The following is a 14,288-nucleotide window of genomic DNA, read 5'->3' as shown; positions in this document are numbered from 1 at the left end:
ACACAGGGGGAGAAGGATAAAAAAATAAGCCGCTTCATCAGCGGCTTATTCCCCGAATAAAAGTATCTATAGTAAATGAAATCAATTCATCATTTGATTTTGCCATAGGAAGTTCAAAATTCAGGAGCAAAGAAGTCAATCCGTGCAGCATACTCCATACGGATCTAGCCATCAGGCGCTCATCTCCTTGAATGATGCAGCCTTCCTCCATAGCGGCTTTGAGTCCGCCCTCAAGCAACTCAAACCCTTTAAAACTCCCACTGTCTATAAGGGTAACCGAGCTTACAGATTCAAGGTTGCTGATAAACAGGATGTTGTAGTATTCGGGGTTAGCCATACCAAAACGGACATAAGCATCGGACACTGTTTTCAGTGTGTCCAGAGCGTTCAGTCCGGCTGCCTGTGCTTCATCCACGCGCTGCTGAAGAGCCTTCAGGAACAAAGCATTCCCTTCTAACAGCAGTTCACGAACAACCGCTTCCTTATTGGAGAAATAATGATAAATAGTCGTTGGTGAATATTCGATCTGATCCGCAATTTTACGCATGGAGACTTCAGCATACCCTTGGTTCAAAAAGAGGGAGCGGGCGGCCTCAATGATTTTGCGGCGGATCTCACTGCTTTCACGTTCTCGGCGTTTGATATGTTTCATGAGTAGATATACTTGCCCTTTCTGCCTTCCCCAGTTTGGCGGCGATACGATCAGCTTCCATTATACCCGAGTTCATAGCTCCTTGAAACCCGCCCCCAGGCTGTGTCCAGGCTCCTACCAATGACAGGCGGTTCACTGCTGATTTGCGCTTCAGTCTGTTTATGCCGGACTGCCGGACCGTTTGTGCATAGCCATAAACGGCTCCGCCGGGATTAGCAGTATACCGCTGCATGGTGCGTGGTGTGCCCAACTCTGTCACCACGACCTTGCTGCTAAAACCAGGATATAGCCGTTCAAGACATTCCAGTATCTGCTGTGTTACTGCTTTCTTTTTGGCTTTATATTCGGGACGTGCACTAGGCCAGTTCTCCAATCTGTCCAAAAATGTAACAGCGATAACACCCTTTCCCGCTTCATTGAGTGTAGGGTCCATGGCGTTATAATTTGTGAGCATCCAGTTGCCTTTCATATACTGGCCGCTCATCATGACTTCATAATCCGTCTCCGAATCCGGCTCGTTACACAGGATTAAGTCTTCTTCGCTGATCCCAAGCTCATGAGGCTCGCATGATAGCCCTAGGTACAGTTGAGTGAGAGACGTGCCAGTTTCCAGTCTGGTTACAGCCTCCAGCTCGCGACGGGCGGCATTGTGACTCTCCAGCAGACGACCATAGGTATGATGAGGACTGATCCCAGACACAACCCAGTTGGCTTTATATACATCCCCTTTTTTCAGACGTACACCAGCTGCTTTACCGCGTTCAAGTATAATTTCAGACACCTGACTGCGCAGGTGAACTTCTCCTCCAACTGATTGAATAGCTTCGACCAGCGCATTGGACAAGGCCTGTGCACCTCCCTGAATGTAGTACGTCCCCTCCAGATGATAGCCGATCCAGGGAATAAAAAAGTACAAAGCCGCCAACCGCTTCGGGGGCAGCCCATAATAGGGCCAGAGTGCAGTGAAGAACTCCGTGAATCGGTCAGACAAGCCAAACTGACTTACAGCCTCCCAGGTGGTCATTTTCGTCCAGCGGAAGAAGGTACCTGCTTTGAACAGACCCGCCAGCTTACGCCAGGAAGTAAGGGAAGAAAAAGCAGTAAAGCCTGTTTCAAAACGGCGAATGCCTGCGAATAGCTTGTCAATGGCTGCTACCTCAGCAGGAAACACGCCTTTGAGGAGTTGCACATACTCCTGCACATCAGATGGGATATCAATGATCTGCCCTTCCCAGCGAATGGAGTAAGGGTGCTTTTTACGGAGAGGAACGATTTGCTGATCCACGTGGCAGTCCTTTAACATCCGACCGAAGCTGCCTTCTTCGAGTCCGCCGACGCCGTGCAAGGAGACATCAAAGGTATATCCCTTTCGTGTGAATTCAGTAGCAAAGCCGCCAGCCAAAGTATGACTTTCAAACACAGCTGTCCGGTAACCCAACGCAGAAAGTCTGGCTGCACAAGACAAACCACCCAGCCCAGCACCAATGACAATAACATCATATTGGTTCATGATTTCATCTCCCTTATTAACGTCGTTATATAAGTTAACAGTGTTAAGTTGAGGAGATTATATACCATCTCATCCCGGTTGAGAAGGAAAATTTTTTATAAAAACATCCAAAATTGTAGCGCTTTCACTTGTCAGATTCCAATGAGGATGCTATCCTTCAATTGGGATTGTTACTGAAAAGGCAAAACCCGAGTACACTTGTGTACCCGGAGTTTGCCTTTTTTTGATTTGTATGAGTTCTACAGCATACAGTCAAGCATCCTGAGCATATAGTAAGCGCTTTATAAAAACGCCAAAGGAGATTATCTTATGCAAAAAAGACGTTTCGCCCTTGTTCTACTATCTTTCGTGCTCCTGCTTACGATCTTTTATCCATCCTCCAGCTCTGCCGCAGCAGCCGATGTTCCAGCACCACAGGCAACCCTGCTTACTGAAGTACAGCCTCTGGGTGAGGTTGTTTCTGCCGTTGTACTGAAATACAGCACCAATATTGACGGATCATCCCTGTCCCCTTCCAGTTTTCAGGTTCAATCTGTGCTTAATGATGTATACGCAGACAGAACTGTGACTGGTGTATACACCAATGATACTGGTGCCATCACCAACCGCAGTACTCATGGCAAATATGTCGTAATCGAGCTGGACACGCAGGATAAAAATGCAAGCACCCTTACTTACGATTCGACAAGCGCAGTCAATCGTATTAATCCGCTGAACTATTACATTAGCCAAAAGAAAGATATTGCAACTTCGAAGAAAACAGTCGTTCCAGCGACTGCACAGCCTGTAAAAGCAACCGATAAAGTGACACCCATCGTAGATGATTTTCAAAAAAACACTTTTGAAAATAAAGCCGGCTTCAAACTGAACTACTTTACGTTTGAGCCTAAAGTAGAACCTGGCAAAACCTATCCGCTGGTTGTGTTTCTACATGGCAACGGCGAACGTGGTGACGGAAACGGGGTTAACCTGTTAGCGAATGCCGGGGCCGTTACTTGGGCTTCTCCTGAGCAGCAAGCCAAGCACCCATCTTTCGTCATCGCTCCTCAAAGCCCGATTGACCTAGAGCATAAATTTATTTGGGCAGATGAACCGCGCAACAGTGCTGTTGCCGATTTGGTACGTGAAACGGCCTTGAAATATCCGATCGACACCAACCGCATCTATATCGTAGGTATTTCTCAAGGAGCTATGGGACATGGAGATTGTTAGAAAAAAATCTTGATCTGTTCGCTGCTGGCGTACCGATTGCCGGACTGACCAACTATGAAAAAGCTGTTAACATGTATGCCCCTGTTGACCCTGCACACGTTGAAATATTGAAGAACGTTCCTATTTGGGCCTTCCATGCGGCGGACGATACGACAGTAAGTCCTAAGAACTCAGAAGAAATGGTTGCTGCTATCAAAGCACAGAACGGAAACCTCATTCACTTCACTGAATACGAAGCAGGGATTATCAAACCTACAGGACACTTCTCCTGGGTTCCTGCTTTACAAAATCAGGATATGATTGAATGGCTGTTTGCACAAAAGAAATAAAAAAAGACACCTGCCTTCCTGTGTACCACCATCAGGAAGGCAGGTGCAATATCAAAACGAGGAGACTAAAAAATTTGACACTGGTATTGCCATTTGCAGTTAACTTGAAGCTTGTTACTTCGCGCGCTTCGCAGCTTTGATCGTTCTTAAAGCCCGTCTGCGCGTTACCTTGTTCGGACTGCTGAGCTGTCTTCTGGCAGTAGCCACATCCGTTTTAGCCATGTGTAAAGCACCATCCTATTCACTTAGGCTCATATTGGGAGTCTGCGCCTAAAGACTTAAATGATAATGAGAATCATAATCATTTAAAATTATATAATGAAATTTACGAGCATGCAAGAGATTTTGGGGAAGTATTATCTCGATTAAGACCTTGCAAATCTCCCTTTGCCCATATGAAAGAAGCGTCGGGACAGCAAGCCCAACGCTTTTTTATACTTAATAGCAATTTATACGATGATTAATTAACCTTGCCGCCCTCCACAACCAATTGATCCGTAAAGCCTTCTCCGTAAACGGAGGTCAGTGTGTCCTTATAGGCTTGATGGACAAAATTTTCTTTACCCAACGTAGCCAGTTCGTTGTTGATCCAATCCAACAGTTCCTTATTTCCCTTCGCTACTGCAGGGGCAATCGTATCTTGACCACCGAAGGCTGGAATGCTTACGGTAAAGCCGGGATTGGCCTTGGCCCAAGCGATCAGCTCTGTATTATCGTTCGCAATGGCGGCACCGCGTTTGTCTTTGAGAGCCGAGAAGATTTCGGTGTATTGATCGAATTTGAGCAGCTTGATGTCAGGATAATTTTTCGTAAAATAGGTCTCTGCTGTCGTTCCCTTGGCAACAATCAGCTTTTGATCCGTGCCCTTCAATTGTTCAATCGTGGTGATGGGAGCACTGTCGGGTGACACAATGCCAAAGGATAATTTCATGTACGGGTTAGCAAAATCGACTTTTTCTTTACGTTCATCGGTCACAGTAAAGTTAGCCATAATGATATCTACCTTGTTGGATTCCAAATAGGCAACCCGGCTGGCGGCATCCACCAGAACGAACTCCACCTTCGACTCGTCACCCAAGAGGTCTTTGGCAAATCGTTTCGCAATATACACATCAAAGCCTTGATTTTTCCCTTCTGAATCTACGTAGCCAAAAGGCGGCTTATCCGCAAATACACCGATTCGAATCTTGCCATTCTTTTTAATGTCCTCAATTGAAGCAAATTTAGCCGAGCCTGAACTACCGTTGGTATTGCCAGCCCCTGCACATCCTGCCAAGCCGACAATCAGCAAGCTAAAAGCCAGTAATAACGTTGTGAACTTCATTCCTTTTCTCATCTGTATTCATCCCCTTATTTGTCAGCATTTTGCATCATTCGGTTTCTTTCGCTTCCGGGTGCAATATAGAGACCAATAGAAACATTTCGATCTCTATATCGTGATTGGAAGTCGCTCATGGGATTGATGCAAAATGCTCATATCGTTTCGTACTGAAATATATCCAGAAAGTGCTGGGCACGCTCTGTTTCCGGTTGGGTAAAAAATTGCTGTGGTGTAGTCATTTCACATATCTGTCCTTGATCCATAAAAACGATACGATCTCCTACCGACTTGGCAAACCCCATCTCATGCGTCACGATAATCATCGTCATCCCCTGTTGGGCCAGCTCTCGCATGACATCCAGCACCTCTCTGACCATTTCCGGGTCCAAGGATGCGGTGACCTCATCAAAAAGCATAATTTCAGGATTCATACACAGGGCGCGCACAATCGCAATCCGTTGCTTTTGCCCGCCTGATAATTGTCGCGGATACGCATCCTTGCGATCCAGCAGACCGACTCGCTCCAATAGCTGCTCCGCTTGCGCAAGCGCCTCCTGCTTGTTTCGCCGCTGAACCTTAAGCGGACCGAGCAATATATTTTCCAAGACGGTCATATGCGGAAACAGCTCATAGTTTTGGAACACCATTCCGATATGCTGCCGCACCTCACGCCAATTCACCTTTTTATCTGTCAAATCCTGTCCTCTATAACGGATATCTCCGCCCTGGACTGGCTCCAGACCATTGAGGCACCGAAGAAGCGTGCTTTTTCCACATCCCGAAGGACCGAGAATGACCACGACTTCCCCTTTCCTTACGTCCAGACTAATCTGCTGCAGCACTTTTCGGTCGCCGAAGCTTTTGTCCAGCCCTCGAATTTCCAATAAAACCTCCACAGCCTCTTCCATGACACCACCCCATCCTGCTAATTTTGCCATCTGCGTTCAAATCTTTTGGAAAGTCTGGATAACGGATAACATACGAGAAAATACAATATAAAAATAAAGCCATACACCCAAAAGGATGCCGAAGGCGCTTTGATTACACCAAGCTCAATAATCTGCTGCCCAACCTTGACCACTTCCACTACACCGATCAGTACCACGAGTGACGTGGTTTTGATCATCCGTGTCGCCAGATTAATAGAACCCGGAAGCATTCGGCGCACCGCTTGGGGAATGAGCACATGACGGTATAATTGCCAATAGGTTAGCCCTAATGCCTGCCCGGATTCCACCTGATGCTTAGGCAGTGATTCCAGCGCACCACGTACGATGTCACCAATCTCGGCTGCTCCCCACAGACTGAATACGATAACGGCCGTTAGTTCCCCGCTGATATTCACATTCAGCAAAGGCGTAAATCCAAAATACACGACATACAACCACACTAAAATCGGAATAATGCGAAATGTCTCCAAATAAAATTTCAGCACAAATCGAATTGGTCTTGATTGTAAAGTGCGGAGCAGACCCATCAAAATGCCTAGCAGCGTACCGATAATAATGGAGAGTAATGCAATTTCCAGCGTAACCAGCAATCCCCCTAACAGACGCTCAAAATTCGAACCCTCAAAAAGCACATTAATCCCCGAACTCAGCATATCGCACCTTCCTTTCCACCCACGTCAGCAGCATCGACAAAGGTAAAAGCAAAACGAGATATGCCAATACCAGCAGAATCAACGATTCTGTCGTTTTGTAGTACATACCGATCAGGTCCTTTGCCACATTCATCAGATCTAGTAAAGCAATGGCACCCACAATGGAAGTTTCCTTGAGCAGAAAGATTGCATTGGCTCCCAAAGACGGAATACTGATGGCAAATGCCTGCGGAAAAATAACATATCTTGCCAGTTGTATCTTGGACAGTCCGAGACTCAGCCCGGATTCAGTTTGGGTTTTACTCACAGCTTCGATTCCACCACGGAACGCCTCAGTCATATAGCCCCCGCCCAAAAAGGTCATGCCCACAATAGCACACGTCATTTCGCTCATATGCAGACCTATCTTCGTAAACCCGTAGTACAGAAAATATAACTGTACAAGCAGCGGCGTATTTCGGGAAAGCTCGATATAGGCTACAATAATTCCACTAATTCCTCTCACCCTGTAATACAGCACTATGCTACACAGCAAACCGACGACTAATGAAAACAGAATAGCAAAAAAGGCAATCTTCAACGTCAGCCACATGGCTTCTCCATATAGCGGCAAGCTTTCTACAATAAACTCCCAGTCTAAGTTCATATGTACATACCTTTCAATTTTCAATTATTCCTATGTATTTGCTATGCTTAATAACAATGATTGTATTCCTGCCCATTTATTACGTCAATACTTTGCTGAAAATTTGTCATATTTATCTATGATTAAGAAAGAAAACCGTTATTTCATTTCAGAAATAAATAAAAAAAGCCCAAAATGGATGAATTCCATTTTAGGCTTTGCTTTATGCTATACGATTCATCACACGATCGGCTCTGTAACTACAGGACCACCGAGCTTTTCCACAATTAAACGACTTTCCTCATTTAACCCTTGTAAGGTAATAGATTTACCTGCGTTTCTGTATTTTTGCAGCACCTTGCCAATGGCAGTAACCGCCGAGTGATCCCACACATGTGAATGGCTAAAGTCCACTACAACGCGCTCCGGATCATCCGAAGGTTCAAAATGATCGACAAAATGAGTCGTTGAGGCGAAAAACATCGGCCCTCTGACATGGTACACCTTTGCTTCCTGATCCTCAGTCGCACTGATACGGATTTTAGCCATTTTCCAGCCAAAATGCAGGGCACTCAACAGTACGCCTACGATCACGCCCTTGGACAAATCGTGCGTAGCCACCACGATGATGACCGTGACCACCATAATAAACGTATCTGCTTTGGGAACCTTGGCGATGTTTCGGAGCGACTTCCAATCCACGGTTCCGATACACACCATGAACATGACTCCCACCAATGCGCCCATAGGTACTTCCTTTACAACACCGCCAAGCACAAGCAGCAGAAAAGCCAAGAACACCCCCGCCGTGAAAGTGGACAGTCGTCCTCTTCCGCCTGAGCTTACATTAATGACGGATTGTCCGATCATGGCACAGCCACCCATACCCCCAAAAAAGCCATTTACAAAGTTGGCAATCCCTTGCCCACGGGCTTCCCGGTTTTTATTGCTTTTCGTTTCGGTCATTTCATCCAAAATACTGGCTGTCAGCAGTGATTCCAGCAGTCCAACCAGCGCCATCGTAAAGGAATATGGCAGCAATATCCGCAACGTGTGCCACGACCACTCAATTTGCGGCAAATGGAATGAAGGCAGCGAGCTGGTCAGCGTACCGATATCCCCTACCGTTTTGACATTCAATCCAAAAACATACGTAATGATCGTCATGATGATGATTGCTGTCAACGGGGCGGGAATGCTTTTCACAAATCTCGGTAAAATATACACAATGAGCAATGTCCCCGCTACCATCGCGTACATGATCCAATTGGCTCCATGAAAGTGGGTTAGCTGTGCCATAAAGACGAGGATCGCCAGCGCATTCACAAACCCGGTCATGACCGGCTGTGAAATAAAGCTAATAAAGCGACCAATTCTCAAAACACCCAGCAGTACCTGAATGATCCCAGCCAAAATGGTAGCTGCAAACAAATACTCCACGCCATAATCTTTGACCAAACCAACAACCACTACAGCTACAGCCCCGGTTGCTGCCGAGATCATCGCCGGACGTCCACCTGCAAAAGAAATGACAATCGCCATCGAGATGGAGGCATACAGTCCGACCATAGGGTTGACACCTGCAATGATGGAGAAGGCAATCGCCTCTGGTATCAATGCCAGCGCCACGGTCATGCCCGCAAGTATATCAGCCCGGATATTACCGAACCATTGTTGTCTAAGATTCATACTGTTTCGTTCCAGCCTCCTATATTCACAGAGAACAGCATTTTGACCCGCAACCCGATCTTGCTTTGGGCATCCGTCCAGCGGTCAAACGCTAAGGCTCTCCTATCATTCAGCTCGTCTCTCTCAAACGAACCCCTTCCGTTACATCCAGTCCATCATTATAACGCAAGGGATTCGCAGAGACGAATGAGTTAAAAGGCTGTTTACAGAATGAAAACGTCTATTTACTTGAAATATCGCACGTTTTCTTGATCTAATTCGTTTTCTTATATTTAAAATTTTCGTAATTCTAAGATTCCAACCTACTAAAGTTTATCACCTTAACTTCATACTCTGATTCTGCGAACTGTAGATCCTGATCCGCCGTAACCAATACCAATTGGTTTATAATAGCTGTCGCAAGAATCAGAGCATCTGGGGTCTTAAGCCTTCTTGCAAACTTATCCTTTTGCTCTCTTCTGATACGACCCGCTTTAATTGCGATCTCTGAATTAACTTCAATAAATTCCCCGCCAAGAAAAGGTATCGAGCCTAAGTCTGTTTCAGTGGACAATCCAGCTATAAACTCGGACTGAGTTATAACAGAAAAGAAAATATTCTCTTTATCTTTCTCTGCTTGTTGTATTACTTTATCCAAGGATGTATCAAGTCTATGAAGGGCAATAGCTGCATTCGTATCAAATAAATACCCCATCTAATCCCAATCCTCCCTGGATTGCTTAACACTCTCCTCGATCTCAAGCAACTGTTCCTTGCTCAGGCTACCTCGGGAATTCAGAACAGCTTGCAACCCTTTGGGTAACGGAGACTCTAAATCAATGACCTCCGTTTCCCCTTGTTTGTTCTCAATAGTAACTTTTGATGGTTCAAACCCAATATCACGAAGGAGACTTAGGAGACGTATTCGATGTATATCCGTTAATTTTTTTGCCACTAAAATCACTCCTTAGCAAAAGATTAGTTTCCGATCATAGCTTGTTTGATTCGTTTTCTTATATTTAAAATTTTCGTAATTTCTGCACAAGCTCTGATAGGGATTCAGCAATCTCTGAGTCCGCATAGCGCTGGAGCAAACTCTCAAAATCAGGCAGCGCTTGCTTTAGTAACCGACAGCTATAGACATAATAGCTCCAAAAAGCTACCGGATCATAGCCACGTGCTTCTTCCTCTTCCCACTCCACTTCATCATCTTCTGGAGCGCTGTCTACCGGCCATAAATATTTTTCTTCTAGCAGCATAGTCAAGGATTCTACAGACTTCTGTGAGTCCGCTTGTAGATTTTCCATGTCCAATGCTTGAACAACCGTATGGTACAAATCCAACTCACTCAGCGTGATATCCTCCGGGCTTCTCGCATGCATATTCCGCAATAAGAATAGTAGCGCCCATGGGGTAACCTGCCACAATGTACCTTGATGCTCTATCAGATCAGCGATGGCTGCATACTCCCTATTGGATATCAAATGCGGCAGGTCCGTGCCCCTACCATAAGGAGTAGTCAGGCGGTGCCACGGTACATCTGTAATTTGAAGAGTATTCATTGAGACAGTGTTCATCTTATGAGTGTCCATGACGCCTCCTTTGTTGTCGATATCTAGAATCTTCCTGATTTAAAAATTGAATATAGTAAAAAGGCAACCATCAAGAGCGCTACAACAAAACCAATTTCAATCGCAGGTACGTTCCACAGCATGGTCGCCTGGTGATTTAGCGATGAACCGATAATCAGCCCGACCATAATAATGCTGAATGCTAACAGCACAATACTGAATGACAGGCGATTGCTGATCTGATCCAGCTTGCGCAAAAGCTGTTCCAGCTCTGGTACAGTAACTTCCAGTTTAAGCTTACCCTTGCTGATAATTGAGGCCAGATGCCTCGTCTGTCTCGGCAGTTCCATCAGCGTCTCCACCAGCTCGGTTGCACCCCCCAACAGCTTGCCCCGAATACGGCGGCCGCTGAAGCGTTCCTTCAGCAGCTTATTGCCAAAAGGCTCGGCCAAAGCAATAATGCTGAGATCAGGGTCCAGATGCTCTACGACCCCTTCCAGTGTCAGCAGCGCCTTGCCCAGCAGCAGAACGTCTGACGGCAAACCAATCCGATGGCGCTGTGCTGCGCCGAACAGGTCGTTCAAGGCATCGCCAATGCTGACCTGTGAGAAAGGAACGTCCGCGTAATCTTCGCGTATTTTGTCCAGATCGGCTCGCAGTGCATTCAGGTCAGTATCCGGTTCGACCAGCCCTAGTCGTTCGATGGCGCGAACCATAGCATCGGTATTTTTGCGCATCAGGGCGATCATGAGAGAAGCGAGATGATTCTTCATTTCTTCGCTTAGCCTTCCCGCCATGCCAAAGTCCAGATAAGCGAGGCTTCCATTATTCAGGACGAGCAAATTCCCCGGATGGGGATCGGCATGAAAAAAGCCCTCTATAAAAATTTGATGCAGCATGCTGTTGACCAGCCGCTGCGCCAGTTCTTTCAAGTTATAACCACGGCGCAATAACTCTTCACGACTCCCTAAGTGAGTTCCGTCCAGAAACTCCATGGTCAATATACGTGAGGAAGTATGGTCCCAGTATATTTTCGGAATATAGATATGTGGGTCCTGCTCAAACTGGAGCGCAATCTTTTCCGTGTTACGAGCTTCATGGTTGTAATCCAGCTCCTGAATGAGCGATCTCCCCAGCTCTTCCACCATCTGGCGAAGCTGATAACGCTCCACCCATTCCCAGCGCTTGGCTGCCATTGCGGTCAGTTCCCGTAAAATGTCCAAATCCCGTCGGATGATGCGATTAACGCCTGGACGCTGGATTTTAATCGCGACCATTTCGCCGCTGTGCAGCTTGCCCAGATGCACTTGCCCGATCGAAGCAGCCGCCAGCGGATCATCGTCAAAACGAACCAGTATGTCCTCTAATGACGTATCCAGCTCCTGTTCCAGAATGCCACGCGCCGTGTCAGGCGAAAAAGGCGGTACCTGATCCTGGAGCTTAACCAGTTCGCGAATAATAGGCTCTGGCAGCAGGTCAGCACGTGTACTTGCCAACTGTCCAAGCTTGATGAATGCAGGCCCCAGGTCCTCCAGCACAAGCCGAATCCGTTCACCTAAGGTTTTGGACTCGGGGGTTTCTCTCGTTAGCCACTTGCGGGGCAGGGATAGCAGCTGGAACAGTCCCATTTCTTCCACCATATAGCCAAAGCCATGACGCGCCAGCGCCATGGCAATTTCCCGGTAACGACCGGCGTGCTTCATGCGAACGGCCATTTTAATCCAACCGGTTCGCTTCTTCAGCGTCACTCGAACCCGTAAGCGCCGCCTTTTCTTTTTCCAGCTCCGCTACCTTTTTTTCCAACAATGCCACACGCTGCTCCAAACTTGTGACATCATTTTCGGTAGGTACTTCCAGCTCCTGCAAAATGCGGCTAACCTGCTCGCGGATCATGGTTTTGAATTGTCCCTGCTCCTCTGCCCCCCGTTCGATCAGACGATCGACCAGCGCTTTGGATTCCGAGGGCGCAAGTTCTCCACGGTTTACAAGATCCTCGACGGCTTTCTCCACCTTTTCTTTGCTGACAACGGTGAGGCCCCACCCCAATGAGATGGCTTTTTTGAACAAATCGCTCATAATATATCCTCCCCTACCTGTGATTACCTATAGTATAACCTGAAAAGGGGAGCCGCATAAAGTTCGCAGCTCCCCCCACACTGGTTGGAATGAATGATTATACTTAACCTGGAAAGCGTCCGGCCCACTTAGCAGCCTGAAGCAGTAGCTTACGGTATCCCTCGTGCTGGAAACTTGGCTGATTATGTCCAGGCATCAGGTAGACGACTCTGCCCAAGCCATAGGACAATGACCATGCAGCTGGCCACCACTGACCCTCATACTCGTATTCCATTAACAGTGTTTTTTCAGTGAATGGATCAAAATCAAAACGATACGGCTCCTCTTGAATCTCGAACGGCTCGATTCCTTCCATAATCGGATGATCCGACTCTGTTACCTTGAAGGAAAGCTGCTCCGCTGACGGATGCCGCAGGAAACGCGCTCCCATGAGCTGTGCAATTTCATAACGTCCTTGCAATGTGATTCCGTTATGCAGCACAAGCAGTCCACCTCCGCCGCTGACGTAGGACAGCAGTCCTGCTGTTTGTTGAGGAGACAGAACCTCCTTACGGCTATCACAATACGAGATGCATAGATCAAATGAAGCTAGATTTTCCTTGAGCAGCATTTTACGATTCTCACTGCATTGAACCGTCATCCAATCTTGTAAAATATGACTAATCTCTTCGTCCACCCCTTGTAGCGGGTGAAACTCCGGATATGAATAATCTCCTAGCAGCAATGCTTTTCTTTTTTCCATCATAAATCCTCCTTGCCTGACTTGTATATAAGGACTTTAAAGGCGGGTCCCGTACCAACGGTCTCTTGTTTGTGGGGTCAAAACGCTCAGAAAAAATCCTTTGGCCCTCATCTATTTCCCATAACACCGCCATCGTTGTCCAAGCTACGGTATATATAAATAATTCTACAGACGGCCTATTAAATCCTTTAGCAGAAGATTATAGCATATATGTTCGCTCGGAATAAACTAATTATAAATTTATAAACATGAACGCTGGCGATTCCGCCCGTTTATGGTATACTCGTAAGAAAAAAAGTGCGTCCATGCATGAATAGCAATGAAGGGCCGCTTTTCGTAAGAAATCTATGCTTGCGGTTATAGAATTGATAAGAATTGCCTCAAAGCTTATACATTCTATAAATCTTAAAACACTGGGGAGGTTGCATGAATGAAAAGGACTGGAATGACCCGGCCCTTGGACAGCTTGGGACGAATTGTGCTTCCTAAAGAGTTGCGCATGACGATGGAGATTGACATCGGCGATCCATTAGAGTTTTTTATTGAAGACCAAACACTCATGCTCCGTAAGTACAAATCAACTAATTGTATATTTTGCGGTTCGGTTGATACCAACACCTATTTTAAAGATCAGTTTATCTGCGATGCATGTGCCACCTCGATGAAAACGGAAGATTTACTTCCGGTCACAGCGACTGAAACCCAGTCACCTCCACTGAAGCAAAATATGCATATGAAAAAGATTTATCAGCGCACGGATGTTATTTTGGAGAAAATGAGAGAGCTTATGGAAGAACATCCAGCATCTTCACAAAAACAACTCGCTTCCATGCTTGGCGTGAGTCAGGGAAGGATTTCCCAACTGAAAAAGCTCATGTAGGCGAATCGCCCAAAAAAACAATGTATACGCTTCCATGTTATGTAAGATTTAATTCTCTTTATATTTAGAACAGCCGGACCCTATAGGGACCCGGCTTTT

Annotated in this window: 17 protein-coding genes; 3 read left to right on the top strand and 14 right to left on the bottom strand. The window is 46.4% G+C overall.

Annotated elements, in window-relative coordinates:
* Positions 1-37: 37 nt before the first annotated feature.
* Positions 38-652 (bottom strand): TetR/AcrR family transcriptional regulator, encoded by a 615-nt coding sequence (locus G7035_RS10335; RefSeq protein ID WP_016822822.1) that lies wholly within the window; start codon positions 650-652, stop codon positions 38-40.
* Positions 624-2,162 (bottom strand): phytoene desaturase family protein, encoded by a 1,539-nt coding sequence (locus G7035_RS10330; RefSeq protein ID WP_019688855.1) that lies wholly within the window; start codon positions 2,160-2,162, stop codon positions 624-626. The genes G7035_RS10335 and G7035_RS10330 overlap by 29 nt, the downstream gene beginning before the upstream one ends.
* Positions 2,163-2,471: 309 nt before the next feature.
* Here G7035_RS10330 and G7035_RS10325 point away from each other — a divergent pair, with 309 nt between their 5' ends.
* Complete coding sequence (locus G7035_RS10325) at positions 2,472-3,374, top strand: PHB depolymerase family esterase (RefSeq protein WP_230877426.1); 903 nt, start codon at positions 2,472-2,474, stop codon at positions 3,372-3,374.
* Positions 3,368-3,703 (top strand): carboxylesterase family protein, encoded by a 336-nt coding sequence (locus tag G7035_RS27355; RefSeq protein WP_230877425.1) that lies wholly within the window; start codon positions 3,368-3,370, stop codon positions 3,701-3,703. Before G7035_RS10325 ends, G7035_RS27355 begins: the two co-directional genes overlap by 7 nt.
* A gap of 114 nt (positions 3,704-3,817) precedes the next feature.
* Here G7035_RS27355 and G7035_RS10320 read toward each other — a convergent pair whose 3' ends face one another.
* The 12 genes from G7035_RS10320 to G7035_RS10265 all read right to left on the bottom strand — a co-directional run bounded on the left by G7035_RS10320 (position 3,818) and on the right by G7035_RS10265 (position 13,309).
* Positions 3,818-3,925 (bottom strand): putative metal homeostasis protein, encoded by a 108-nt coding sequence (locus G7035_RS10320; protein ID WP_016822819.1) that lies wholly within the window; start codon positions 3,923-3,925, stop codon positions 3,818-3,820.
* 238 nt (positions 3,926-4,163) lie between these two features.
* Positions 4,164-5,039, bottom strand: a complete 876-nt coding sequence (locus tag G7035_RS10315; RefSeq protein WP_019688857.1) for a cysteine ABC transporter substrate-binding protein — start codon at positions 5,037-5,039, stop codon at positions 4,164-4,166.
* A gap of 137 nt (positions 5,040-5,176) precedes the next feature.
* On the bottom strand, positions 5,177-5,932 hold the full coding sequence (locus G7035_RS10310) for an amino acid ABC transporter ATP-binding protein (RefSeq protein WP_019688858.1): 756 nt from the start codon (positions 5,930-5,932) through the stop codon (positions 5,177-5,179).
* Positions 5,933-5,949: 17 nt separating this feature from the next.
* Positions 5,950-6,627, bottom strand: coding sequence for an amino acid ABC transporter permease (locus G7035_RS10305; RefSeq protein ID WP_019688859.1), 678 nt, complete (start codon positions 6,625-6,627; stop codon positions 5,950-5,952).
* Complete coding sequence (locus G7035_RS10300) at positions 6,608-7,273, bottom strand: amino acid ABC transporter permease (protein ID WP_019688860.1); 666 nt, start codon at positions 7,271-7,273, stop codon at positions 6,608-6,610. Before G7035_RS10300 ends, G7035_RS10305 begins: the two co-directional genes overlap by 20 nt.
* Positions 7,274-7,492: 219 nt before the next feature.
* Positions 7,493-8,941 (bottom strand): SulP family inorganic anion transporter, encoded by a 1,449-nt coding sequence (locus tag G7035_RS10295; protein WP_019688861.1) that lies wholly within the window; start codon positions 8,939-8,941, stop codon positions 7,493-7,495.
* Positions 8,942-9,230: 289 nt separating this feature from the next.
* Positions 9,231-9,635 carry a PIN domain-containing protein gene (locus G7035_RS10290; RefSeq protein ID WP_019688862.1) on the bottom strand — a complete coding sequence of 135 codons (405 nt, stop codon included), beginning with the start codon at positions 9,633-9,635 and terminating at the stop codon, positions 9,231-9,233.
* The gene (locus tag G7035_RS10285) at positions 9,636-9,875 is read right to left on the bottom strand and encodes a hypothetical protein (RefSeq protein WP_016822811.1); all 240 of its coding nucleotides are present in this window, start codon (positions 9,873-9,875) and stop codon (positions 9,636-9,638) included.
* A 64-nt stretch (positions 9,876-9,939) separates the two neighbouring features.
* A complete protein-coding gene (locus tag G7035_RS10280; protein WP_019688863.1) occupies positions 9,940-10,512 on the bottom strand; it encodes a hypothetical protein in 573 nt (190 codons plus the stop codon).
* A 23-nt stretch (positions 10,513-10,535) separates the two neighbouring features.
* Positions 10,536-12,206: an ABC1 kinase family protein gene (locus G7035_RS10275; protein ID WP_019688864.1), complete on the bottom strand. Its 1,671-nt coding sequence runs from the start codon at positions 12,204-12,206 to the stop codon at positions 10,536-10,538.
* Position 12,207: 1 nt separating this feature from the next.
* On the bottom strand, positions 12,208-12,567 hold the full coding sequence (locus G7035_RS10270) for a phasin family protein (protein ID WP_016822808.1): 360 nt from the start codon (positions 12,565-12,567) through the stop codon (positions 12,208-12,210).
* 103 nt (positions 12,568-12,670) lie between these two features.
* Complete coding sequence (locus G7035_RS10265; RefSeq protein ID WP_019688865.1) at positions 12,671-13,309, bottom strand: ThuA domain-containing protein; 639 nt, start codon at positions 13,307-13,309, stop codon at positions 12,671-12,673.
* Positions 13,310-13,739: 430 nt separating this feature from the next.
* Between G7035_RS10265 and G7035_RS10260 the strand changes: the two genes are divergently transcribed.
* On the top strand, positions 13,740-14,189 hold the full coding sequence (locus G7035_RS10260; protein ID WP_016822806.1) for an AbrB/MazE/SpoVT family DNA-binding domain-containing protein: 450 nt from the start codon (positions 13,740-13,742) through the stop codon (positions 14,187-14,189).
* The last annotated feature ends 99 nt before the right edge of the window (positions 14,190-14,288 follow it).

This window comes from Paenibacillus polymyxa (assembly GCF_015710975.1).
Taxonomy (GTDB): domain Bacteria; phylum Bacillota; class Bacilli; order Paenibacillales; family Paenibacillaceae; genus Paenibacillus; species Paenibacillus polymyxa.
The sequence above is the reverse complement of the archived record's forward strand: the minus strand, read 5'-3'. Positions and strand labels throughout refer to the sequence as shown.

Excerpts from the sequence above, each read along its gene's own strand:
- G7035_RS10280 (WP_019688863.1), bottom strand. The coding sequence starts at position 10,512 with ATGGACACTCATAAGATGAACACTGTCTCAATGAATACTCTTCAAATT.
- G7035_RS10310 (WP_019688858.1), bottom strand. The coding sequence starts at position 5,932 with ATGGAAGAGGCTGTGGAGGTTTTATTGGAAATTCGAGGGCTGGACAAA.
- G7035_RS10315 (WP_019688857.1), bottom strand. The coding sequence starts at position 5,039 with ATGAGAAAAGGAATGAAGTTCACAACGTTATTACTGGCTTTTAGCTTG.
- G7035_RS10290 (WP_019688862.1), bottom strand. The coding sequence starts at position 9,635 with ATGGGGTATTTATTTGATACGAATGCAGCTATTGCCCTTCATAGACTT.
- G7035_RS10305 (WP_019688859.1), bottom strand. The coding sequence starts at position 6,627 with ATGCTGAGTTCGGGGATTAATGTGCTTTTTGAGGGTTCGAATTTTGAG.
- G7035_RS10275 (WP_019688864.1), bottom strand. The coding sequence starts at position 12,206 with ATGGCCGTTCGCATGAAGCACGCCGGTCGTTACCGGGAAATTGCCATG.
- G7035_RS10320 (WP_016822819.1), bottom strand. The coding sequence starts at position 3,925 with ATGGCTAAAACGGATGTGGCTACTGCCAGAAGACAGCTCAGCAGTCCG.
- G7035_RS10295 (WP_019688861.1), bottom strand. The coding sequence starts at position 8,941 with ATGAATCTTAGACAACAATGGTTCGGTAATATCCGGGCTGATATACTT.
- G7035_RS10265 (WP_019688865.1), bottom strand. The coding sequence starts at position 13,309 with ATGGAAAAAAGAAAAGCATTGCTGCTAGGAGATTATTCATATCCGGAG.
- G7035_RS10325 (WP_230877426.1), top strand. The coding sequence starts at position 2,472 with ATGCAAAAAAGACGTTTCGCCCTTGTTCTACTATCTTTCGTGCTCCTG.
- G7035_RS10300 (WP_019688860.1), bottom strand. The coding sequence starts at position 7,273 with ATGAACTTAGACTGGGAGTTTATTGTAGAAAGCTTGCCGCTATATGGA.
- G7035_RS10270 (WP_016822808.1), bottom strand. The coding sequence starts at position 12,567 with ATGAGCGATTTGTTCAAAAAAGCCATCTCATTGGGGTGGGGCCTCACC.
- G7035_RS10260 (WP_016822806.1), top strand. The coding sequence starts at position 13,740 with ATGAAAAGGACTGGAATGACCCGGCCCTTGGACAGCTTGGGACGAATT.
- G7035_RS10335 (WP_016822822.1), bottom strand. The coding sequence starts at position 652 with ATGAAACATATCAAACGCCGAGAACGTGAAAGCAGTGAGATCCGCCGC.
- G7035_RS10330 (WP_019688855.1), bottom strand. The coding sequence starts at position 2,162 with ATGAACCAATATGATGTTATTGTCATTGGTGCTGGGCTGGGTGGTTTG.